This is a genomic window from Rhizohabitans arisaemae, from assembly GCF_025996515.1.
Classification (GTDB): Bacteria; Actinomycetota; Actinomycetes; order Streptosporangiales; family Streptosporangiaceae; genus Rhizohabitans; species Rhizohabitans arisaemae.
The window spans coordinates 105,328-125,965 of sequence record NZ_BLRH01000034.1; the positions used below are offsets into that span (position 1 = coordinate 105,328).

The window sequence follows — 20,638 nt, forward strand, 5'->3', positions numbered from 1 at the left end:
TACCGTTGAAGGCATGGATATCCAGAACACGGCCCGGCCACTCGACGGCGCGGGCATCTCGACGTTCCTCCGGTCGCTTCCCGCGGAGCCCCTGCTCCTCGGCCTGGGGGAGGCCAGGCACTTTACGGAGGAGCTGGGTGACCTGCGCAACGAGATCTTCCGGCAGCTGGTCGAGCACGAGGGCTACCGGTCGTTCGCCATCGAGAGCGACTGCCTCATGGGCCTCGTGGTGGACGACTACATCGCCACGGGCGCGGGCACACTCGACGACGTCATGGAGCGCGGCTTCAGTCACAACTTCGGCGCGTTCCCGGCCAACCGCGAGCTCGTGCGCTGGATGCGCGCGTACAACGAGGAGCATGACGACAAGCTCCGGTTCTTCGGGTTCGACGGTCCGCTGGAGTATTGGGCGGCGAGCCCGCGCCAGGCGCTCACCGCCCTCTACGCCCTCCTCGACGGTCCGTTCCCCGGCGCCGTGGTGACCGAGGAAACCCTCGACACGCTGCTGGGCCCGGACGACCGGTGGGCGAACGAGGCCGCGGCCATGGATCCGTCACTGTCGATCGGCCGGTCCGCCGACGCCCAGCGGCTGCGGGTGATCGCCGACGACCTGGTGGCGTTGCTCGACACGCAGGTGCCTCGGCTGAGCGCGGAGGACGGGGAGCGGGCGGCACTGTACGGGCGCACCGCCGTCGGCCTGCTCCGCTACCACCACTGGATGGCCGACGCGTCCCCGGAGCGGTGGACCCGGCTGTCGGCCCTGCGGGACGCGATGATGGCCGCCAACCTGCGTGCCGTCGCCGAGCACGGCCCGGCCTTGGTCTTCGCGAGCAACCTCCACCTGCAGCGGAACAAGAGCGTGATGTCCTTCGGCGACCGGCTGCTGGAGTGGTGGAGCGCGGGGGCGATCACCGGGGCTCACCTGGGCGACCGGTATGCCTTCCTGGCCTCGGCCTTCGGCAGGGTCGGCGACGACACCCCGCCCGCGGACACCGTCGAGGGTGTCCTGTCCACGCTTCCGTGGGACCACGCTCTCATCGACGCCCGCCGCCTGGCCGAGGCCGTCACGAAGCCGGCGCCGCGCATCTCCCGGGATTTCGCCTACTTCCCGCTGGACCCGGCCCGGCTCGACCTGATCGACGGGATCGTCTTCCTCAAGGAGGCCGTCAGGCTGGGCGGACCGTCGCCATCGGCCTGAACGCCGAGGTGCCGCCCGCCGCCGGAGGCCGTACGCGTCCTTCAAGCGCGCTCGCCGACCCGGGTCGGCTCGGGAGCCGCGCTTGGAGGAGCTCGCGGACGTACGCACCTCGGTGGTCTACGGGCACCTGCGGAAGTACGCCGTCGAGTCGATGTGAGGCCCGCCAAGGTCGCGATCGGAAAACGTCCGTCATTGGGCTTACTTTGTAAAGGCGTCGGGCTTCTTGTCACCCCACCGACAACCCGGCCACCGACAAGAACGACCGATCTCGGCGACGACCGATGAAAGACTCACCCTGAATCTCCCGTGGTCGCCTCGTCGCCTGTGGGCGCAGGCTGTAGTGCCGTTTCGCCTGTCGAGGGTGGTCGGGTCATGGTTCGCCATCAGGCAGAATCAAGTTTTGTGAACAGGTTTTCGATCACAGAGGCCCTGGGTGACGCGGAGGATCCCGACCTGGCCAAAGCTCGGGACGGGGACGACGCCGCGTTCACGCGTCTGGTCGCACCGCTCCAGCGGGAGCTGCACGCTCACTGCTACCGCATGCTCGGCTCCACCCACGACGCCGACGACGCGTTGCAGGACGCCCTGCTGCGGGCGTGGCGTGGGCTGTCCCGGTTCGAGGGCCGCAGCTCCCTGCGGTCCTGGCTGTACACGGTGACCACCCGGACCTGCCTGGACGTCGTGGAGGCCCGCGGCAGGCGGGCGCTCCCCGTCGATCTCGGTCCCTCCAGTACGCATGCCGTGGTCGGCGACACCCCCTTGACCGAGGTCCCGTGGTTGGGGCCGTACCCCGACGCGGGCCTGGGTGGGGTCTCGGCCGGGCCGGACGCGCGGTACGAACAGCGGGAAGGCGTCGAACTCGCCTTCGTGGCCGCCCTGCAGCATCTGCCGGGCAACCAGCGGGCGGCGCTGCTCCTCTTCGAGGTGCTGGGTTTCTCGGCCGCCGAGATCGCGGCGATGATGGAGACCTCGCCCGCATCGGTGAACTCGGCCCTGGCGCGAGCCCGCCGGGTCGTCGCCGAGCGTGTCCCCGCCCGGACCCAGCAGCAGACCCTGCGGAAGATCGGCGACGTGCGGCTGCGGGAGATCGTCGGCGGGTTCTCCGCCGCGCTGGAGCGCGGTGACACGCAGGCCCTGGTCGCGCTGTTCACCGAGGACGTCACCTGGTCGATGCCGCCGATGCCGCACTGGTACCGGGGGATCGAGGCCGTCACCGACTTCGCCGTGCGGGTTCCGCTCACCGGGTGCGGCTCCTGGCGGCACCTGCCGACCGGTGTCAACGGCCAGCCGGCCGTGGCCTGCTACCTCTGGAACGATGAGGCGGCGGCGCATCTCGCCTGGTCGATCACGGTGCTGACCCTGCGGGAGGAACGGATTTGCGAGGTCACCTCGTTCATCGGCGCCGGGCATTTCGTCCCCCTGGAGTTGCCTGTCGCGTTGCCCTGAGCCGACTTCCGGGATCCGGATTGCCGACACGTGCCAGCGGGTTTTGTGCAGAACCACGTAGCCGGTTACGTAATCGTGTGATCAGAGGTACCGATGGGGGATGGCCTGTCTAGTCTGTGGGGCCATGAGCGAACTGCGATATGCCAACTTCTCTCCTGACCAGCTGGCCCGGTACACCGACAACTGGTACGAGCTGGTCGACTGGTGGGAGGAAGAGGACTGGGGCGACGCCGGGGTCTCCATACCGAGGAAGTCGCTCGACCTGTTCGAGTTCCTGCTCAAGGGCGTGGGGACACCGGTCCGTTTGCAGTTCACCGATGACGTCATCGCGCAACCCGACGACGTCGCGCCCTGGGTGCTGTCCCGGTTCGGCGACATGCCGTTCGAGCCGTACCGCCTGGCTCCCGCCGAGGTGGCGGCGATCGCGGCGGTGCTGGGGCGGCATCCGTTCGACGCACTCGTCGCGGGGACCGATCCGGATGAGATGGCCGCGGCGGGTGTGGCCCTGGTGCCGGACCGGGGGCGCCGCAAGGACTACGACAAGTCGTTCTACGAAGAACTCGCCCGCTTCTTCGCGGACGCGGCGACGAAAGGCGAGGGAATGATCCTTCTGGACAACTGACGACCCCGCTCACGCTGACGTCGCCTGCCGGTGATCCGCGGCGAGCGGCGCGGCCGTCCGGAGGGTCGGCGCCGGGCCGTGACTCTCTTCGGGCGATGGAGGCCCCCGACATGCAAGATCGCGCGCCGGGGGCCGTGGCGACACGCCCCATCGGGGCCCTCCGCCGCGGTGCGGACGATCTGGCGTCAACCCGGCGAAGCCGCAGGGCTCAGGGCCGTGCCGCGCTCAGGTGTACAGCGCGAGAGCCGCTTTCAGCAGGTGCCGTACCTCGGAGCCCTCGAGGACAGCCGTCCTATCCGGTTCGCCGAAGCCGAGCTTCGTCAGCACCCAGATCTCCATGCGGTCGAAATCCCCCTCGGCGTACCCGCTCAACTCGGGGACGGTCCAATCCGGCTCCGTCGCCCGGTAGGCCACGTAGCAGTCGGGAACCACCAGGCCTTTGCCTCCGGGGGCGAATCGCTCGGCGAGCTCCTCGGCGCGAGGACGTCCGGAGAGTTTGGCCACGGAGAGGGCGTAGCCCAGGAAGTCGCCGATGGCCTGGTTCGGATCATCGGTGACATCGATGATCGGGCCGTTAAGCCGGATGGTCCGCATTTCGTGGACCCTACTGCCGAGTATCGGAGGGGTGGTGAGTGGACGGTGGTCGCCACTCCGTCCGACCAGGGGTTGAACGTTTGTATGGTATCCAATACAAGCACGCACAAAGCTGAACACTTGCATGGCTTCCAATACAAGCGTATAAATCGTAGGCGTGCGACCGATATCTGAAGAAGACCTGACGACGCGGGCCCGGATCCGTGACGCCGCGATGGGGCTGTTCACCGAACAGGGGTTCAAGGCGACCACGATCCGGGGCATCGCCACGGCGGCCGGGGTCTCACCCGGTCTGGTCCAGCATCATTTCGGCACCAAGGAGGAGCTGCGGCAGGCGTGCGACGAGTACGTCCTCGGCTATATGCGTGAGCAGGCCGGCCTGGGCGTCACGGGCCGCAACCTGGAGAAGCCGGAGTTCATCGAGAACGTGCACCGTACCGCGCCGCCCCTGATGAAGTACCTCGGCCGCGCGCTCGTGGACGGCTCGCCCGGAGCCGCCGCCATGTTCGCGGAACTCGTGAACGTGACGGAGGAGCATTTGGCCGGGGACGAGAACCCCGAGGCCGACCATCGCGCCCGCGCGGTGGTGCTGACGGCGATGAAGCTGGGCATCACGGTGCTGCACGAGCACGTCTCCCGTGCGCTCGGCTCCGACGTCTACGCCGCACCGGCGGCGCTGCGCGTCGGCAAGGCCCAGCTCGACCTGTTCCGGCCGGAGTTCTTGGGTCGCGAGCTGTTCGAGCAGGCACGGAAAGGCCTGGCGAAGGTGGAGGGGGAACGATGAGCGCCGTGGTGCGGGTGGACGGCCTGGTCAAGAGCTTTGGGCGGTTCAAGGCCCTGGACGGGCTGGACCTCACCGTCAAGGCGGGGGAGGTGCACGGCTTTCTCGGTCCCAACGGGGCAGGGAAATCCACGACCATCCGGGTCCTGCTGGGGCAGATGCGGGCCGACGGGGGTCGGGTCGAGCTCCTCGGAGGCGATCCCTGGCGTGACGCCGTCGAGCTGCATCGAAGGCTCGCCTACGTGCCCGGTGACGTCACGCTGTGGCCGTCGCTGACCGGCGGCGAGGTCATCGACCTGCTGGGGCGGGTGCGCGGTGGCCTCGACCCCAAGCGGCGTGCCGAGCTGCTTGAGCGGTTCGAGCTTGATCCGCGGAAGAAGTGCCGCACCTACTCCAAGGGCAACCGGCAGAAGGTGGCGCTGGTGGCCGCGTTCGCCTCGGATGTGGAGTTGCTGGTCCTGGACGAGCCGACCTCGGGCCTGGACCCGCTGATGGAGGCGGTTTTCAACGAGTGTGTCCTGCGGGAGAAGCGCCGCGGCCGGACGGCGCTGCTGTCCAGCCACATCCTGTCGGAGGTGGAGACGCTGTGCGACCGGGTCACCATCATCCGGGCGGGCCGTACCGCCGAATCCGGCAGCCTTGACGATCTGCGGCATCTCACCCGTACGTCGGTGACGGCTCAGTTGATCGGGTCGGCGCCCGGTCTGGCCGTGCTCCCAGGCGTGCACGATCTCACCGTCGACGGTGACCTGCTGCGCTGTCAGGTGGACGGCGACGCGCTCACGGCGGTGCTCGCCGAGCTGGCCGGAGCGGGTGTGCGTGCGCTGACCACGCAGCCGCCGACGCTGGAGGAGCTGTTCCTGCGCCACTACGAGAGGGCGTCTCGATGACCGGCACGTGGACGCTGATCCGGCTCATCCTGCGCCGGGACCGCGTGCTGTTGCCGGTGTGGATCGCGATCACCGCGCTGCTGCCGGCGAGTGTCGCCTCGGCCACCGTCGGCTTGTACCCGGATCAGGCGGCTCGGGACGCCTTCGCCGCGGCCTCGATGGGGAACCCGGCGCAGCGGGCCATGCGTGGCGTGATCTACGAGGCGAACGTGGGTGAGCTGACCGCGTGGACGCTGGGCTCGTCCGGGGCGTTGATCGGCGGACTGATCAGCATCCTGCTGGTGATCAGGCATACCCGGGTCGAGGAGGAGACGGGCCGGCGTGAGCTGCTGTCCTCGGGTGTCGTCGGCCGTCACGCGCCGCTGGTCGCCGCGCTCACGGTCGTCCTGGTGGCGAATCTGCTGCTGGGCGTGCTGTCGGTGCCCGGTCTGGTCGCCGCCGGTCTTCCCGCGGGTTCCTCGCTGCTGTTCGGGCTGTCGGCCGCCGGGGCCGGTTGGGCGTTCGCCGCGGTGGGGGCGCTGGCCGCGCAGGTGACCGCGTCGTCGGGTACGGCGCGCGGGATCGCGATCGCCGCGGGCGGGCTGCTGTTCGCGGTGCGTTCGGTGGGGGACGCCGGTGAGGCGGCGTGGGCGGCGTGGTTGTCGCCGTTCGGCTGGGTCAGGCTGACCAGGCCCTACGCCGGTGACCGGTGGTGGGTGCTGGGGCTGATCGTGGTGTTCGTCGCCGTGGTGGCGGTGGCCGCGTTCGCGCTGTCCACGCGGCGTGATCTGGCGGGTGGTCTGGTGCCGGCCCGGCGGGGGCCCGCCTCCGGGACGCTGGGGAGCGGGTTGGGCCTGGCGGGGCGGCTGCATCGGGGCACGCTGGCGGGCTTCGCGATCGGGTTCGGCCTGCTGGGCGCGCTGCTCGGCGTCGCGGCGCGCGGGCTGGACTCCCAGCTGGACACGTCGCAGTTTCAGGCGTTGGCCGAGACCGTCGGGGCGCCCGGTGCACGTATCTCGGAGGTGTTCTTCACGTTCGTGATGTACGTGTTGAGCCAGCTGGTCGCCGCGGCGGCGCTGTTGTCGGCGCTGCGTGCCCGCGCCGAGGAGGCGGCGGGCCGGGCCGACCTGCTGCTGGCCACCCCGGTCGGCCGGATGCGCTGGGCGCTGGGCCACCTGGTGTTCGCCGCGGCGGGTCCGGCGTTGCTGCTGGGTGTGCTGGGCGCCACGGCGGGACTTGCCTACGAGGGCGACGCGGTCCGTGTCACCGGGGCGACGCTCGCCTACCTGCCCGCCGTCTGGGTCATGGTCGGGGTCGCGACGCTGCTGTTCGGGGTGCTGCCCCGGTGGGCGGGCGCGGTGAGCTGGAGCGCGCTCGGCCTGATCCTGCTGGTGGACCTGCTGGCGGAGTTCAAGCTGGTCACCGGATTCGTCGTGGAACTGTCGCCGTTCGTCCACGAACCGGCGTTGCTGCTGGGCGACGCCGTGTCACCGGTCGCGTCGCTGCTCGGGCTGGCCGTGATCGCAGGTGCCCTGACCACGGCCGGCCTGGTGTTCCTGAGCCGTCGTGACCTGGCCCCCACCGCCTGACCGCCGCAGGTGGGGCGGCAGCCGGGCGGCCGGCGCCCCGTTCGATCGCCGTCGGTTGGGAGTCCGGTGGGATCGGGTACGGCGTGGACGCCGGCACGCCGTACCCCGCACCGGCATGCCGGCCAGTGCAGAAGCCGAAGGCCGCTACCGCGGCCGGCCACCTGCACTGGCCGGCACCCAGATCGAGGACGTGCGCTCGGCGTTCCTAGACCAGGGCGCATCGATCGCGGCTCTCGCACGTGCCCACGGGGTGAGCCGGGCCGCCGTCCGCACCGCACTGGCCGACCTGCTGCCCGACCAGCCGATCCCTCAACCTCGGTAGCCACATCGGAACGGCGGACGGCGCCAACTCCGCCCGGCCCAGCCGGCTGTCGCCGTTGGCCGGTCGGTTGTTGGTTGGCCCCCCCGAAGGCTGGTGCCGGGGCCGCCCGCCCTGTCCGGCGACAAGCTCGCGGAAGTCCGCGCGGCCTTCCTCGACGAGGGTGCCTCGATCACCGCCCTCGCCCGCAGGCACGGGTGAGCCGTGCGGACCGCGCTGAACGGCCTGCTCTCCGACCGGAGTCTCGGGCCGCTTGTCGCGTACTATCCGATCTTGAGGGCCAGCTTCCCGACATAGTGATCGTTCAGGGCGCGATGCGCATCCTGGACTCGCTCCAACGGGAAGGTCGACGCGATGTGGACCTCGAAGGAGCTCGCCTCGATGATCGCGTTCAGCCGATCGGTGGCGGTGCGGCTTCGATCCCCGTCGTAGTGGGACACCGTCGCGCCCGGCGACGTTGCAGGCATAGGCAGGACACCGTTCGGCCAGGCGATCCGTCCCGAGTTCTTGATCGCGCGAAGAGACCGTTCGGCGGTCTCGCCTCCCGCGGTGACCAGAGCCGCATCGAGCCCGCCTGGTGCGAACTCCAATGCCGCGGCCAGCACATCGTCTTTGCGACCGTCGACGGCGTCGTCGGCGCCCAGCCGCCGGGCCAGGGCGATACCGTCGTCTCCGGAGGCCACGGCCAACACTCGGATACCGCTGTGCCGCGCCAGCTGCACGGCCATGTGCCCGAGACCCCCGCTGGCACCGAAGACCATGAGCGTGTCGTCCGGCCGCAGGCCGAGCAGATCGAGGCCGCTCAGTGCGGTCAGGGCATCCCAAGCCATCGCGCCGGCCTGTTCGGTCGGCATCCGGTCGGGCACGCGCGCCACGAACTCCGCCTCAACGACGCCGTACTCGGCGTAGAAGCCGCCACGCGGCACCGGCATCGTCGCAGCGTAGACACGCTCGCCCACGTCGAACCGGGTGACGTTGCGTCCGACCGCGGCCACCGTGCCCGCGGCGTCCCAGCCGAGGACATAGGGGAAGGTCGACGCGATGCCGAAAGCGCCGTCGTAGTCCCCCTCCCGTTCGACCGCGTCCCAGGACGCGGCCCCTGCGATCTCCACCCGGATGAGGACGTCGTCGTCGCCGACCTCCGGGAGCGGTATCCGGCGCGACGAGAGCTCGTCGACTCCGCCGAACCGGTCAAGGACGACCGCGTTCATCTGCGGCACCGCGATCGCGCCGCCCGTTGTGCGCTCGACTCTGCTGTCCATCGGCCCTCCTTCTTTACTTGAGTGAATCAAGGATCATTGGACCATAGCTACTTGAGTGAATCAAGTAATTCTTCTAGACTGGCAGCCATGGCGCTGCCGAACGGACCCGTAACCACCTCGTCCGAGGCCGAGGCCGTCTTGTTCGACCTGGTCGACGTATACGACCGCGCCTTCGAGGCGGCCGCGGCCGAGCTGTCGCTCAGCCCGGCGCAGGCATGTGTGCTCGGGCGACTCGATGAGCGACGCGGCATGGGCGCCTTGGCCGAGGAGCTCGGCTGCGATGCCTCCAACATCACCCAGATCGTCGTGCGTCTCGAAGCGCTCGGCCTCGTGGCCCGCGAACCGAATCCCCGGGACCGCCGCGCACGACTCGTCGCACGAACCCCCCGGGGAGACGAGGTCAACCACCGGTTCGCGACAGCCTTCACCTTCGCCCGCACGGCGGTCGGACGACTCTCACCCGATGAACAGGACCAGTTGACGGCGCTGCTGCGAAAAGCACTGGGCTGACACGCACCCGCGGCCCACCCGATCAAGGTGGATCCAACGGCTTCATGGGTGCAGGCTGCAGCAGTCTCTGGTTGTTCGCCGTTACGCTGCGGTGCCGCCCTACCCGCACCGCCTGCCCCAGTGCCTTGGCTCGTCAGAGGCTCCTCCAGCAACGTCTCCAGCCCCAGCCGGCCCGGGTCGGACTTCAGCTCCAGCAGGAACCCGTCCTCGCCCCTGGCCGACTCCCACAGCGACCGCGCCGAATCCGCCGACAATCCGTTCAGCACATGCAGGCAGAACTCCCGCTCGAACCGCGCCCGGCCCGCACCCACGATCCGGTCCACCCGCCCCGGCGGCTCGATCTTCAACGTCCGGCAGCACGCCAGCAGCGCCGCCCGCAACCCTTCATCGGTGAACACCCACGTTCGGGAGCGGAGGACCGTCCTCGGCGGCGGCCCGGATCTCCTGGGGGAGTGGTTCACCCAGGGTCAGCCGCTGGTCGGCGGGCTCGCCGGTGAGAGCTGTACCGCCGTAGAACGACGCCGTTCTCACAGACGAGCCAGGCCGAACCGTCACCCCGGGCACCGTAGTAGTAGGCCTGAGCTCGGCCGTAGCGCGCACTGAGCGTCGTACACCATCGGAGGACAGGACCTACCGCAGCCGGTGACCAGCGGGTGGGTGCGGCGGTCCGGTGAAGAAGTGGATCAGCGTCGCCATGAAGATGTGGAACTTACTTTGTAAAGGCGTCCGGTGTTTTCCTACTAAATCCACCCACAACAAAAACCAGCTTCGACAGCCGAAGCCAAATATCGAGCGAAGGCCACAAAAGGAGGGGCTGCTCAAGTACCGAGTGTGTCCGGTTGTGCCCCAAGGGCTGCGCGCAATCTCTCGAACGACAAGGCCGGCGCGTAGCTCTCCTGGTCGGTAGTAACCCTTTTGTGGATTTTGTGTGGGTAGCGTCGCCAGGTGCCGTCGGCGATTATCGACGCGACGTGACCCGCTGCGAAAGGATCGGCTATGACGTGGCATCCGTGGAGACGGACGTTCCTCACGGCAGGGGCGGCCGTGGTCGGCTTCGACCCGTCCACGCGCACGTGGGTCACCGACGCCGCCCAGTCTCAGGGGATGGTCGACTTGCCGCCGCTGAAGGGCAAGGTGGTGACCGATCCCGCCTCGTGCGGCCAGGCGGCCGACGACTTCGGGCACCTGGTCCATCGGACCCCCGGGGCCGTGCTGGAGCCCGGTGCCGTGTCGGACATCATGGTGATGATGAAGTACTGCCGGACGCACAGCCTGCAGGTGGCTGCGCGCGGCCAGGGACACGCCACCTTCGGTCAGGGCCAGGTCACGGACGGTCTGATCATCGACATGACCCCGCTCAACGCGGTTGAGGTGCGGGAGGACACGGCCGTCGTGGAGGCGGGCGCGCTCTGGAGCAGCTTGGCGCAGGCGACCCTGGCCCACGGCCTGACCCCTCCGGTCTTCACTGACTACCTGGAGCTCTCGGTCGGCGGCACGCTCTCGGTGGGCGGTGTCGGCGGCCAGACCCACCACCACGGATCCCAGGTGGACAGCGTCGTGGAGCTGGAGGTCGTCACGGGGGAGGCCAGTCTGAGGAGGTGTTCCGCGCGGCTGCGCCCCGACCTCTTCCGTGCGGCGCTGGCTGGAAGAGGACAGTGCGGCATCATCACCAAGGCCACAGTGCGCCTGCTGCCCGCCCCCGCGACGGTCCGCCACTACCTGCTCTCCTACCCGAGCGTCGCCGCGCTGACCGCCGACCAGCGGCGCGTGGTCAACGACGGCCGCTTCGCCTACGTGGAGGGAGAGCTCGGGCTGCCGACCGGCTCCGCCGGCTGGAGTTACCAGCTTGAAGCGGTCGCCTTCTTCAACGGCACGACCCCGCCCGACGACGCCAGGCTTCTCAACGGGCTGGGCGATCAGCCTGGCGACCGGCAGATCCAGGACATGTCCTACTTCGACTTCCTCAACCGGCTCGCTGCGGGCGTCGCCTATCTGAAGTCCACTGGCGAGTGGTACCGCCCGCACCCCTGGTGGAACATGTTCCTGCCCGCGAGCCGCACCGACGCCTTCGTGGAGGCCGCCATCAAGGACCTGACCGAGACCGAGGTCGGCGCCAGCGGCGTGGTCCTGCTCTATCCCTTCCCCCGCGCCCGCCTGCACCTGCCCTTGTTGCGCATGCCCGACGAGGAGACGGTCTTCCTCTTCACACTCCTCAGAACCGCCTCGCACGGAGCCGGGAGCCCGCAGGACATGGTGGAGGCCAACCGTTCCCTCTACCTGCGCGCCCAAGCCGTCGGGGGTTACCAGTACCCGGTCGGCTCCATACCCACCACGCCTGAGGAGTGGCGCACCCACTACGGCCCCGCATGGGCCGCCTTCGCGGCGGCTCGTGAACGCTACGACCCCGACGGAATCCTCACTCCGGGCCAGGGCGTCTTCCCTCCGGGACCGTGAAGTCCAGCCGGATCACCCGTGCCGAGTTTCGCCGTCAGGCGAAGGGCGCGGTGCTACAGGAGGACGGCCGGTCGGATCGCCCCGGGCGTTTCAGCCCAGGGCTCCCACAGAACCGTGCGTAACAATCTCTCGCTACACGGCTCTTGTCGTTCTGGTCACCAGGTTGCTGGGACGGTGCTCACCCAGATCCAGTGGGCGAAGAATCTCGGTCGCGTCTTCACGACCGTCTCCGGCTTGGACTGGCCCCACTCGGACGGCACCCGGTGGTCTGTCCCGAGGCTCTTTCACGCCCTTCCGGATACCACTTGCACAAAGTTCAAGTGGCTTCTATGTTCGACTTGAACATCATTCAAGTCGAACAGGGGGACTGTCGTGCCCACATCCGTTCTCATCGCGTCAACGCTCTGGTTCCTGCTGGCGGCGACGTTCCTCATCATCCCCGTCATCGCCTATCGCTACGGCGACGCGGCCCAGCGTGCCGCCGAGGCGGAGCTTGCCAGGCAGAGGTTCCCGGCCGAGATCCTCGCGAAGCACGGGGTGAAGTTCCGGGAGAGCGCCCTGGAAACCCTTTTCCCGTTCGGCATCGCCGTCTGCGTGACGGTGCTGGCTTCGCTCAACCTCGCCGGAAACGAGGTCGGCCGGATCGGGTCGTGGATCCTCGGGCCGATTCTCCTGATCGGGGGAGGCTTCATCACCGCCGGTCAGGTCTTCGCCGCCCGGGCCGTCGAGTCCGCCTTCGGAAAGTCCGGCGACCCGACGCTGCGCGACGTCGACGTCCGGGCGATGGTCGGCGCCGCCGCGGCGGAATTCCCCGCCGTGCTCAGACCATTGATCATTGCGCGTTTCCTGCTCACGACCCTGGGATCGCTCCTGGTCGTCGTCCTCCTGGTGACCCCGGCGGCAAGCGCCTACTTCGGGTAGGGCGATCCGGCCTCGGCGAGCCGTGCCTCCAAGCCGTCGAGGATGATGTGCAGCCCGAACGCGAAAGTCGACTCGTCCGGCAAAGTACGGGTCTCCTCCACCGACGGCATGGTACGGGCCCGGAGCCGGGGAAATCCTTGCGCGATCTCGCCGATGCGCTCGATGGTTTCATGGAACCGCTGCTGCTCGTCCGCACCGCCCCGCCGGAGACGGGCCCGCCACGCCGACTCGGCGGCCTCGCCTTGGACGGCGCCGATCACGAACATGAGGACGGTCGCGGCGGCCTGATCGGCGTCCGGGCCGCTGAAGCCGGCGGCCTCGTAGACGGCGAGACAGCGATCGTCGTAGCGGGCCTTGCCGGGACCGTAGACGAGGTGTGTGCTCATAGCCGACACCAGCCACAGATGCCGCCCGGCCATCGCGTGGGCGCCGAGGGCCAGCGCGGCCGCGGCGGCCCGCCATCCGATTGCGGCGGGGTCGGGGAGCTCGATCTCTCCCCAGACGTGGTCGGCGGCGAGCACGACCAGGTCGTCCTTGCTCTTGACGTGCCAGTACATCGCCGTGGCCGCGGAGTTCAGCCGGGCTCCCAGGCGTCGCATGTTCAGGCCTTCGACGCCCTCGGTGTCCAGTACCTCCACCGCGGCACGGATGATCTGGTCCCGGTTCAGCGTGTCACGCGGCATGGGCCTGAGCCTATCGACGCCTCACCCCGCGAAGCCGCGTCCAGGTGGTGATGAGCTCGACGGGCTCGTCGCCGTGGACGTATCCCGCAGCCGTACGGTGTGGGCGGCCCCGGGACGCTGCTCGGCACGGGCGTCGCCGCCGCGTCCCTGACCGTGTACGCCGTGGCCGTGACCGGCGAGCCGTGGTTCGCCTGTTCCCTGCCGCAGTGTGCCGGGCTGGTCCTGGTCTGCGCCGTGAGCGGGCCGACCGGGGGGCTGGCCGCGACCCGACGCGCGCGGCGCGGGGCCCTGCTACCCGATTCCTGATCTTTGCCCGCCGGGTGAGGCCGTCGTCGACATGTTCCTGCGTGTCGTTCCAGGTGAGGGGGGGTGATCCACCGGGTCGCGTGGTGACCTGTCGGCGCGGTCCGCGATGCGGGTGGCCCGGTCATTCGCCGTGCAGCACGGTGGCGATGGTGAGCCGGGCCGCGGAGCGGGCCGGGATGAGGGCGCCGAGGACCGCGATCAGCGCTCCGGCCGTGACGAGCAGGGCGAGTGCCGGAATGTGCCAGACGTCGGTCATGGAGGGGGGCAGGACGATGCCCGCGGCGCCGGTCATGGCCACAATGGTGAGGTGGTGTGCGACGACTCCGACGGGGATGCCGAGGAGCCCGCCGGCCGTGCCGAGGGCGGCCATGGAGGTGACCACCATGGTGGTCACCTGGCGTGGGGTCATACCGATGGATTTGAGCATGCCGAGGTCGCGTCGGCGTTCTCGGGTGGTGAGGACGACGGTGTTGAAGACGCCGAGGGCCGCCACGGTGCCGAGGAGCAGGGTGAGCGTCGTCGCGGCGCCGATGACGGCGACGGTGTCGGTGTTGACCTGTGGGGCCGCCGAGGGGAACAGGCCTGGGTCCGCCGTCTTGACCGCGTTGTTGTAGGTACCGATGTCGGTGCCGGGGGTGAGCCGCACTTCGTACTGGGTGGCCTTGCGGTCGGGCGCGAGTCCGCTGAGCGTCCGCCAGTCGGCCTGGATCATGTCGGGGTGGCCGTCCATGGTCTGGCCGACGATGACCAGGGGGGTTTGGGTGCCGTTGTGGGTGACGGTGAGCCGGTCGCCGATTCTCAGGCCGCGTTTGTCGAGGAACGGTGAGGTGGCGACGGCCTCGCCGGGGCCGGTGGGTCTGCGGCCGTGGATGACCGTCTGGCTTGTGGCGGCCCAGTCTCCGCGGAGGAACTGGGCGCGGACGGGTTGGGGGTATCCGGCGAGATGCAGCTCCATCCAGGTGACGGCGGTCACGTGGTGTGCGCCGGGGAGGCCGCGAAGCAGCGTTTCGATCTCGGCGTCGCCGTGTTGGGGGACGGTCTGGCCGGTGTGGGGTTGCCCGGCGTGGATCAGGGTGTGGACGAGCCCGGCGCGCTGTGACGCCTGGCCATAGGCGATCATGGTGCTGGATAGCCCGGTCGCGAGCGTCACCGCGGTGACGCCTAGGGCGACGGCGGTCAGCGTCATCAGGCTGCGTGCGGGGCGGGCGAACGGCAGGCCCAGGCCCAGGCTGACGGATCGTGGCAGCCGGGCACCGGACAGCCGCCGCTGGACGCGTCTGCCGCGCCCGGTGCGGGAGGCCCCTCCGGCACCGATGGCCAGGGCGGCGGGGAGCCGGTGGGCGCGCAGCGCGGGGATCAGCGCGGCCAGGATGACGACGGCGGGCACGCCCGGCAGGGTCACGGCGTAGACCCAGGGGCTGAGGCCGGTGGCCAGGTCTGCGTCGCCGACTCCCTGGGAGACGGTCCGCAGCAGGGGGTGGGCCGCCAGGCCACCAACGGCGACGGCCGCCAGGGAGGCGATGACGGTGGGTACCAGGACCATGGCGAGGTAGACGGAGACGACCTGGTTCGGGGTGAATCCGAGGGATTTGAGGACGCCGATGTTCCGCCAACCGGCGACGACGGCGCCGCTCACCACGTGGGAGACGATCAGGATCGCCACCACCAGGGCCAGGATGCCGAAGGCCGCCAGGAAGGGCAGGTAGGCGGAGGCGCCGCGGCCGTGGTCGCGTTTGAGGGTGAGGGAGGACTGGGCGGCCAGCAGCGATCCGGCGGGCAGGTCCGCGACGGCGGTGGCCAGGCCGGTCCGGATCCGGGTGTCGGTGGCGGCGTCGGTGAATCGGTAGAGGACTTGGAGGGAGGCCGGGCGCAGGGCGGCCATCTGGCCGGGGGAGACCCAGGCCTGGGCGGTCTGGCTCACGGTGGAGGCCAGGCCGACCACGGTGAACGTCGATCCTCCGGTGAAGGTGAGGGCCAGTCCGAGGTCCTGTCCGAAGATGGGGGGGTCGTCGGGCCGGTTGAGCACGATCTCCCCGGGCCGGGTGGCCCAGCGTCCGGCCCACAGGTTGATCCGGTCGACGGGGCCGCCGGGGTCGCCGCGGCCGACGACCGTCAGCGGGCCGGGTGCCAGGTTCGGGTCGCCGTCGGGCACGGTGAGCGTGGTCTGGCCGAAGGGTCCGGCGACGGCCTGCACGCCGGGTCGGCGGGCGGTCCGGGCGAGCTGGGCGGCGGAGACGGCGGCGGGGTCGAACACGGCGGTGACGTGGGCGCCGTGCTGCCGGGCGAAGGCCCGGTCGAAGGGGCCGGAGGAGGCTTCGATCAATCCCAGCGAGACCATGGCGGCCAGGGTGGAGGAGAAGACCACGATGCCCAGGGCGGCGGATTGGACCTTGCGCCGCCGCAGCGCGGCCCGGGCGGCTCGCCACACCGCGCTCACGGGGTTCGCTCCAGGTTGTTCTCGGCGACGACCGTGCCGTCGGCGAACTCGATCAGCCGACTGGCGCAGCGGGTGGCCAGCTGCGGGTCGTGTGTGACGATCATCAGGGTCTGGCCGATCTGGTTGAGGTCCATCAGCAGGTCCATCACCTGTTCGCCCGCTCTGCTGTCCAGGGCGCCGGTGGGTTCGTCGGCCAGGAGCAAGGCGGGGCGGTTCATCAGGGCTCGGGCCACGGCGACGCGTTGCCGTTCGCCGCCGCTGAGGGCCGCCGGGTAGACGTCGCGGCGGTCGGCGACGCCGAGTTCGTCGAGGAGTTCCAGGGCGCGTGCGCGTGCCTGCCGGGCGGTGGAGCCGGTGAGCTGGGCGGCCAGGGCGACGTTGTCAAGGGCCGGCAGGTCGTCCAGGAGGTTGAAGAACTGGAAGATCATGCCGATGCGCCGGCGCCGGAACAGCGCGAGACCGGTTTCGGTGAGCTCGCCGAGGTTCTGCCCGTGCACGGTCACGGTTCCCGACGTCGGGCGGTCCAGTCCGGCGACCATGTTGAGCAGGGTGGATTTGCCGCAGCCCGAGGGTCCCATGACGGCGACGGCTTCTCCCGCCCGGATCTGCAGGGTGACCGCGTCCAGCGCCTTGGTCGTCCCGTACTCCTTGTGCACCGCCTCCAGCCGTACGACGGCCTGTCCGCTGCTGTCTCGCGTGGTCATGGTGGGAAAGGTAGTTCAGCGCGGGTGGGCTGCGCGTTCCCCCGGGGATGCAAGTCCGGGGCGATGTCATCCCCGGGATGTACAACATCGGCTCCGGGGTTTGATGCGTGTTCGGGGGGTCTCTGCGAAGGTGTAGCGGTGTGGATACCTGGGCTGATCGCCGCTTTCGGTGTGATGTGCGCCGTCTGTACGGGGCTGGTGGTCGCGCTGGTCCGGGCGCGGCGCCTGCACCGCAGTGCGATCGAGGAGCGTGGCTGGCTGCTGGAACGTGAGCGGGAGCGGGCCGCACGGATCGCGGTCGAGGTGGAGCGGGCGCGGATCGCCAGGGAGCTGCACGACATCGTCAGTCATAACGTGAGCCTCATGGTGGTTCAGGCGTCGGCGGCTCGGGAGGTGCTGGTCACGATGCCCGAGGAGGCGGAGCTGGCGCTGCGGGCGGTCGAGGGGGAGGGGCGGCGGGCGCTGACCGAGCTGCGGCACCTGCTGGGCTTGCTGGCTCCGTCGCAGAGCGGCGCGGACGAGCCGGATGACGGTGATCTTTCGCCGCAGCCGAGCCTGAGCCGGCTCAGCCCCCTGATCGACCGGATCTCCTTCGCCGGGCTCCCGGTCGAGGTGCGCGTGTCCGGAGCGCCGCGGCCACTTCCGCCCGGCATCGACGTGACCGCCTACCGAATCGTGCAGGAGGCGCTCACCAACGCGCTCAGACACGGAGACGGGGTGAAAGCCGAGGTGATCATCAGATATGCGGACGGTTCGCTGCGGGTGGAGGTGCTCAACAGCGGCCCGAGCACGCTGACCGGGAGCGGCCCGGTGCGGCGGCCGGACGGGGCCGGCCGCGGGCTCCTGGGGCTCCGGGAACGGGTCGCCGTCTATGGCGGCGACCTGGACGCCCGCCGCAGGCTCGGCGGTGGCTACCGGGTCCGCGCCCGCATTCCGCTGGACCGGCCGTGACGGGTCCCCGGGTGCTTATCGCCGACGACCAGGCGCTCATCCGCGGCGGCTTCCGGCTCATCCTGACCACCCGCGGCATCGAGGTGGTGGGCGAGGCCGCCGACGGGGCCGAGGCCGTGGCCGCGGCCCGCGACCTGCGGCCGGACGTGGTGCTGCTGGACGTCCGCATGCCGAACATGGACGGCCTGGAGGCCGCCCGGCGCATCCTGGCGCGTGACCCGGCCTGCCGCGTGATCATGCTGACCACCTTCGACCTGGACCGCTACGTCTACGCCGCGCTGTCGCTGGGCGCCAGCGGTTTCCTGCTGAAGGACGTCACGCCCGAGCACCTGGCCGCCGCCGTGCGCCTGGTCGGCACCGGGGACGCGCTGCTGGCGCCGTCCATCACCCGCCGCCTGGTCGAGCGGTTCGCCGCCGACGACCAGCCCGGCCGGACCCGGGGCGTGCACCGCGACCTGGCGGCGCTGACGCCGCGCGAACGCGAGGTGCTGACGCTGGTGGGGCGGGGGCTGTCCAACGCGGAGCTGGCGAGCACGCTTACCCTCAGCGAGGCCACCGTCAAAACCCACGTCGCCCGGATCTTCGCCAAACTCGCCCTGCGGGACCGCGCCCAGGCCGTCGTCCTGGCCTACGAGACCGGCCTCATCCTGCCCGGCTCCCGGGACTGACCGTCCGGCGACCCGCCGGCGAGCTCGGCCAGCAGTTCCCGCTTGCGCTCGGCCGGAATGTGCCGCCAGTCGATGTCGGCCAGCGCGCCCTCCATGGCCCACAGCGCGTTCAGCGACAGCCCGGGTACGGCGGCGTCCTGCAGGCGCCGGTAGGCCTCCAGCGGGCCGACCTCCAGGAGCTGCTCGGCGTCCCGGATGTCCACCAGCGCCAGCCACTGCTCACTCTTGGGCCCGAGATTGCGCAGCTCACGCAGTCTGGTCATGCCGGGACCCCCAGCGCAGGCCGACCGGCCGAACACGGCGGGGCCGGGGAGCCGGAGATCTCGGCGATCCCTTGGGGTGTCATGGACGGCCCCATGGTGCGGCCACCCGCCGCGTGCTCGGCACCGGTGATGTCCGTGACCGCCATGGCGGCAAGCCTAGCGATCGGGTACGACACCGTCGACGGGTTCGCTTCCCGCCGCGAATGCGGCCCGGCGTTCGCGGAGGCCCGTCGAAGGAGGACCCGGTGTCGCCGGAAGAGGGCCGGGGTGCCGTGTCAGCGGCCGTGTCAGCGCGGCGACGGCCTGATGTCAGGGCGGTCGGCGACGGTGGACGCCATGAACGGCTCGGCCGTCGCGGCCCCGGGGCCGCGACGGGCCCGCTGACGACGGCGGATCTCCCGCACCTGCCGGGGCACTGAGAGGAACGACCATGGAACACACCGTCACCACGCTGCCGACCGCGCGTCAGCCCGGCTGTCCCTTCGACCCGCCCAAGGAGCTGATCGAGATCCGCGAGCACGGTCCGATCAGCCGCTACCTCTTCCCCGGCGGGCACCAGGGCTGGCTGGTCACCGGATACGACCTGGTCCGGTCGGTCCTGGCCGACCGGCGGTTCAGCTCGCGCAAGGAGCTCATGCGCCACCACCCGCTGATCGACTACGGCGACATCGAGGTCCCTCCGGCGCCGCCCGGCGAGTTTCTCCTCATGGACGAGCCGCAGCACAGTCGTTACCGCAAACCGCTGGTGGGCAGGTTCACCGTACGGCGAATACGGCTGCTCACCGAGCGAATCGAGCAGATCACCGCCGACCACCTGGACGCCATGGAGAGGTCCGGGCCGACGGCGGACCTGGTGACCGCGTTCGCCAAGCCCATCCCCTCCATCGTCATCTGCGAGCTGCTGGGCGTGCCGTACGAGGACCGGGGCTCCTTCCAGGAGAACATCGACAAGTTCCTCGGCGGGGAGGCCGGCGAGGAGGAGCTGATCGCGGCCTACGTCGCGACCCAGCAGTACCTCGAGGAGCTGGTGGCCGCCAAGCGGGTCAACCCCACCGACGACGTGCTCAGCGACCTGCTCGACAGTGACCTGACCGACGAGGAGCTGAAGGGCATGGCCCTGATCCTGCTGTCGGCCGGGTACGACACCACCGCGAACATGCTGGCGCTGGGCACCTTCGCACTGCTGCGGAACCCGGAGCAGCTGGCGGCGCTGCGCGCCGAGCCCGCGCTCGTCGACGGGGCCGTGGAGGAGCTGCTCCGGTACCTGACCGTCGTCAAGCAGCTCGTGCGGGTGGCGCTGGAGGACGTCGAGCTGGGCGGCAGGACCGTGAAGGCGGGCTCGACGGTCATCCTGTCGTACAACACCGCCAACCGCGACCCCGAACGCTTCGCCGATCCCCACGTACTCGACCTGCGTCGGCAGGACGGCGGGCACCTGGCCTTCGGCCACGGTGTCCACCAGTGCCTGGGCCAGCAGCTGGCCCGCGTCGAGATGCGCGTCGCGCTCCCCGCGCTGCTCACCCGCTTCCCCACCCTGCGGCTGGCCGTACCGGCCGAGGAGGTCGCCCTGCGCCCGGAGAGCGCGGACGTCTTCGGGGTGAAGAGCCTCCCGGTCACCTGGGACGCCTGATCGCGATCCGGTGAGGGCGCGTACGGCCGCCCGGCACCGCCGTCCACCCGCCCTCGGGGATCGGGTCCGAGGCGCCGTGCCGGACGGCGAACCACGGCCGTGGCCTGCGGGGTGACCTGGCGGAACGCGTGCTCGGCCATCCCGCGTCGCCGCTCCCTGCCCGAGGGACGGCGAGGGTTTGGCGCCGCCCCTTGTCTTCGGGGGCAGGGGCGGAGCGGAGAGACCACCGTGGGCGGGCCACCCGACCCATCCGGCCGTACCGTCCGGATGGGATGACCCGGTCGGTGGCGACGCGCCTGAGGTCGCTCGATCTCCGGGCAAGGGCGGCCTGGGACCGGACCCGCAGCTGGGCAAGATCATTCGTGACATATCGTGATTGCGCCTACCATGTCGGTTCGTGACCGATGATTCCGCCTGGTGGGCCTTGGACG

At 70.3% G+C, this 20,638-nt stretch carries 22 protein-coding genes; 15 read left to right on the top strand and 7 right to left on the bottom strand.

The annotated features are described in order from the left end of the window. The first annotated feature begins 13 nt into the window (after nucleotides 1-13). From RUR_RS15850 to RUR_RS15860, 3 genes are all read left to right on the top strand, one after another. Nucleotides 14-1,198 carry an erythromycin esterase family protein gene (locus RUR_RS15850; RefSeq protein ID WP_283135820.1) on the top strand — a complete coding sequence of 395 codons (1,185 nt, stop codon included), beginning with the start codon at nucleotides 14-16 and terminating at the stop codon, nucleotides 1,196-1,198. Between the two features lie 402 nt (nucleotides 1,199-1,600). After that, nucleotides 1,601-2,644: a sigma-70 family RNA polymerase sigma factor gene (locus RUR_RS15855; RefSeq protein ID WP_283135821.1), complete on the top strand. Its 1,044-nt coding sequence runs from the start codon at nucleotides 1,601-1,603 to the stop codon at nucleotides 2,642-2,644. A gap of 124 nt (nucleotides 2,645-2,768) precedes the next feature. Beyond that, nucleotides 2,769-3,266: a DUF1877 family protein gene (locus RUR_RS15860; protein WP_283135822.1), complete on the top strand. Its 498-nt coding sequence runs from the start codon at nucleotides 2,769-2,771 to the stop codon at nucleotides 3,264-3,266. A gap of 225 nt (nucleotides 3,267-3,491) precedes the next feature. On the opposite strand, the gene RUR_RS15865 is transcribed toward RUR_RS15860, so the two are convergent. Continuing rightward, complete coding sequence (locus RUR_RS15865; RefSeq protein ID WP_283135823.1) at nucleotides 3,492-3,860, bottom strand: hypothetical protein; 369 nt, start codon at nucleotides 3,858-3,860, stop codon at nucleotides 3,492-3,494. 157 nt (nucleotides 3,861-4,017) lie between these two features. Here RUR_RS15865 and RUR_RS15870 point away from each other — a divergent pair, with 157 nt between their 5' ends. The 4 genes from RUR_RS15870 (at nucleotide 4,018) to RUR_RS15885 (ending at nucleotide 7,421) form a co-directional block, all read left to right on the top strand. Beyond that, on the top strand, nucleotides 4,018-4,644 hold the full coding sequence (locus RUR_RS15870; protein ID WP_283135824.1) for a TetR/AcrR family transcriptional regulator: 627 nt from the start codon (nucleotides 4,018-4,020) through the stop codon (nucleotides 4,642-4,644). Further along, nucleotides 4,641-5,531, top strand: a complete 891-nt coding sequence (locus RUR_RS15875; protein ID WP_283135825.1) for an ABC transporter ATP-binding protein — start codon at nucleotides 4,641-4,643, stop codon at nucleotides 5,529-5,531. The genes RUR_RS15870 and RUR_RS15875 overlap by 4 nt, the downstream gene beginning before the upstream one ends. Then, complete coding sequence (locus tag RUR_RS15880; protein ID WP_283135826.1) at nucleotides 5,528-7,099, top strand: ABC transporter permease; 1,572 nt, start codon at nucleotides 5,528-5,530, stop codon at nucleotides 7,097-7,099. Before RUR_RS15875 ends, RUR_RS15880 begins: the two co-directional genes overlap by 4 nt. A 115-nt stretch (nucleotides 7,100-7,214) precedes the next feature. Beyond that, nucleotides 7,215-7,421 (top strand): helix-turn-helix domain-containing protein, encoded by a 207-nt coding sequence (locus tag RUR_RS15885; RefSeq protein ID WP_283135827.1) that lies wholly within the window; start codon nucleotides 7,215-7,217, stop codon nucleotides 7,419-7,421. Nucleotides 7,422-7,681: 260 nt separating this feature from the next. On the opposite strand, the gene RUR_RS15890 is transcribed toward RUR_RS15885, so the two are convergent. After that, nucleotides 7,682-8,680 carry a quinone oxidoreductase family protein gene (locus RUR_RS15890; RefSeq protein ID WP_283135828.1) on the bottom strand — a complete coding sequence of 333 codons (999 nt, stop codon included), beginning with the start codon at nucleotides 8,678-8,680 and terminating at the stop codon, nucleotides 7,682-7,684. An 87-nt stretch (nucleotides 8,681-8,767) separates the two neighbouring features. On the opposite strand from RUR_RS15890, the gene RUR_RS15895 reads away from it, so the two are divergent. The 4 genes from RUR_RS15895 to RUR_RS15910 all read left to right on the top strand — a co-directional run bounded on the left by RUR_RS15895 (nucleotide 8,768) and on the right by RUR_RS15910 (nucleotide 12,565). After that, a complete protein-coding gene (locus RUR_RS15895) occupies nucleotides 8,768-9,190 on the top strand; it encodes a MarR family winged helix-turn-helix transcriptional regulator (RefSeq protein ID WP_283135829.1) in 423 nt (140 codons plus the stop codon). Nucleotides 9,191-9,310: 120 nt separating this feature from the next. After that, nucleotides 9,311-9,793: a hypothetical protein gene (locus RUR_RS15900; RefSeq protein ID WP_283135830.1), complete on the top strand. Its 483-nt coding sequence runs from the start codon at nucleotides 9,311-9,313 to the stop codon at nucleotides 9,791-9,793. Between the two features lie 393 nt (nucleotides 9,794-10,186). Beyond that, a complete protein-coding gene (locus RUR_RS15905; protein ID WP_283135831.1) occupies nucleotides 10,187-11,644 on the top strand; it encodes an FAD-binding protein in 1,458 nt (485 codons plus the stop codon). Between the two features lie 372 nt (nucleotides 11,645-12,016). Then, nucleotides 12,017-12,565: a hypothetical protein gene (locus tag RUR_RS15910; RefSeq protein WP_283135832.1), complete on the top strand. Its 549-nt coding sequence runs from the start codon at nucleotides 12,017-12,019 to the stop codon at nucleotides 12,563-12,565. On the opposite strand, the gene RUR_RS15915 is transcribed toward RUR_RS15910, so the two are convergent. Further along, nucleotides 12,553-13,248: a TetR/AcrR family transcriptional regulator gene (locus tag RUR_RS15915; protein ID WP_283135833.1), complete on the bottom strand. Its 696-nt coding sequence runs from the start codon at nucleotides 13,246-13,248 to the stop codon at nucleotides 12,553-12,555. The genes RUR_RS15910 and RUR_RS15915 overlap by 13 nt on opposite strands. A gap of 99 nt (nucleotides 13,249-13,347) precedes the next feature. Here RUR_RS15915 and RUR_RS15920 point away from each other — a divergent pair, with 99 nt between their 5' ends. After that, nucleotides 13,348-13,554 carry a hypothetical protein gene (locus tag RUR_RS15920; protein WP_283135834.1) on the top strand — a complete coding sequence of 69 codons (207 nt, stop codon included), beginning with the start codon at nucleotides 13,348-13,350 and terminating at the stop codon, nucleotides 13,552-13,554. Between the two features lie 121 nt (nucleotides 13,555-13,675). Here the strand turns inward: RUR_RS15920 and RUR_RS15925 are convergent, their stop codons facing one another. Together RUR_RS15925 and RUR_RS15930 are read right to left on the bottom strand one after the other, a co-directional pair. Then, complete coding sequence (locus RUR_RS15925; protein ID WP_283135835.1) at nucleotides 13,676-15,991, bottom strand: ABC transporter permease; 2,316 nt, start codon at nucleotides 15,989-15,991, stop codon at nucleotides 13,676-13,678. Then, nucleotides 15,988-16,695 carry an ABC transporter ATP-binding protein gene (locus tag RUR_RS15930; RefSeq protein ID WP_283135836.1) on the bottom strand — a complete coding sequence of 236 codons (708 nt, stop codon included), beginning with the start codon at nucleotides 16,693-16,695 and terminating at the stop codon, nucleotides 15,988-15,990. Before RUR_RS15930 ends, RUR_RS15925 begins: the two co-directional genes overlap by 4 nt. A gap of 138 nt (nucleotides 16,696-16,833) precedes the next feature. Between RUR_RS15930 and RUR_RS15935 the strand changes: the two genes are divergently transcribed. Beyond that, nucleotides 16,834-17,646 (top strand): sensor histidine kinase, encoded by an 813-nt coding sequence (locus RUR_RS15935; protein ID WP_283135837.1) that lies wholly within the window; start codon nucleotides 16,834-16,836, stop codon nucleotides 17,644-17,646. Then, nucleotides 17,643-18,314 (top strand): response regulator, encoded by a 672-nt coding sequence (locus RUR_RS15940; protein ID WP_283135838.1) that lies wholly within the window; start codon nucleotides 17,643-17,645, stop codon nucleotides 18,312-18,314. Before RUR_RS15935 ends, RUR_RS15940 begins: the two co-directional genes overlap by 4 nt. On the opposite strand, the gene RUR_RS15945 is transcribed toward RUR_RS15940, so the two are convergent. Both RUR_RS15945 and RUR_RS15950 read right to left on the bottom strand, forming a co-directional pair. Continuing rightward, a complete protein-coding gene (locus RUR_RS15945) occupies nucleotides 18,275-18,577 on the bottom strand; it encodes a TfoX/Sxy family protein (RefSeq protein ID WP_283135839.1) in 303 nt (100 codons plus the stop codon). The two genes, RUR_RS15940 and RUR_RS15945, sit on opposite strands and share 40 nt — an antisense overlap. Further along, a complete protein-coding gene (locus RUR_RS15950; protein ID WP_283135840.1) occupies nucleotides 18,574-18,723 on the bottom strand; it encodes a hypothetical protein in 150 nt (49 codons plus the stop codon). The genes RUR_RS15945 and RUR_RS15950 overlap by 4 nt, the downstream gene beginning before the upstream one ends. A gap of 284 nt (nucleotides 18,724-19,007) precedes the next feature. On the opposite strand from RUR_RS15950, the gene RUR_RS15955 reads away from it, so the two are divergent. Next, nucleotides 19,008-20,207, top strand: coding sequence for a cytochrome P450 (locus RUR_RS15955; RefSeq protein ID WP_283135841.1), 1,200 nt, complete (start codon nucleotides 19,008-19,010; stop codon nucleotides 20,205-20,207). Nucleotides 20,208-20,638 lie beyond the last annotated feature (431 nt).

Bases quoted from the DNA above. Each gene is read 5' to 3' on its own strand.
- RUR_RS15850 (WP_283135820.1), top strand. From the start codon at position 14: ATGGATATCCAGAACACGGCCCGGCCACTCGACGGCGCGGGCATCTCG.
- RUR_RS15860 (WP_283135822.1), top strand. From the start codon at position 2,769: ATGAGCGAACTGCGATATGCCAACTTCTCTCCTGACCAGCTGGCCCGG.
- RUR_RS15865 (WP_283135823.1), bottom strand. From the start codon at position 3,860: ATGCGGACCATCCGGCTTAACGGCCCGATCATCGATGTCACCGATGAT.
- RUR_RS15875 (WP_283135825.1), top strand. From the start codon at position 4,641: ATGAGCGCCGTGGTGCGGGTGGACGGCCTGGTCAAGAGCTTTGGGCGG.
- RUR_RS15880 (WP_283135826.1), top strand. From the start codon at position 5,528: ATGACCGGCACGTGGACGCTGATCCGGCTCATCCTGCGCCGGGACCGC.
- RUR_RS15885 (WP_283135827.1), top strand. From the start codon at position 7,215: ATGCCGGCCAGTGCAGAAGCCGAAGGCCGCTACCGCGGCCGGCCACCT.
- RUR_RS15890 (WP_283135828.1), bottom strand. From the start codon at position 8,680: ATGGACAGCAGAGTCGAGCGCACAACGGGCGGCGCGATCGCGGTGCCG.
- RUR_RS15895 (WP_283135829.1), top strand. From the start codon at position 8,768: ATGGCGCTGCCGAACGGACCCGTAACCACCTCGTCCGAGGCCGAGGCC.
- RUR_RS15905 (WP_283135831.1), top strand. From the start codon at position 10,187: ATGACGTGGCATCCGTGGAGACGGACGTTCCTCACGGCAGGGGCGGCC.
- RUR_RS15915 (WP_283135833.1), bottom strand. From the start codon at position 13,248: ATGCCGCGTGACACGCTGAACCGGGACCAGATCATCCGTGCCGCGGTG.
- RUR_RS15930 (WP_283135836.1), bottom strand. From the start codon at position 16,695: ATGACCACGCGAGACAGCAGCGGACAGGCCGTCGTACGGCTGGAGGCG.
- RUR_RS15945 (WP_283135839.1), bottom strand. From the start codon at position 18,577: ATGACCAGACTGCGTGAGCTGCGCAATCTCGGGCCCAAGAGTGAGCAG.
- RUR_RS15950 (WP_283135840.1), bottom strand. From the start codon at position 18,723: ATGGCGGTCACGGACATCACCGGTGCCGAGCACGCGGCGGGTGGCCGC.
- RUR_RS15955 (WP_283135841.1), top strand. From the start codon at position 19,008: ATGGAACACACCGTCACCACGCTGCCGACCGCGCGTCAGCCCGGCTGT.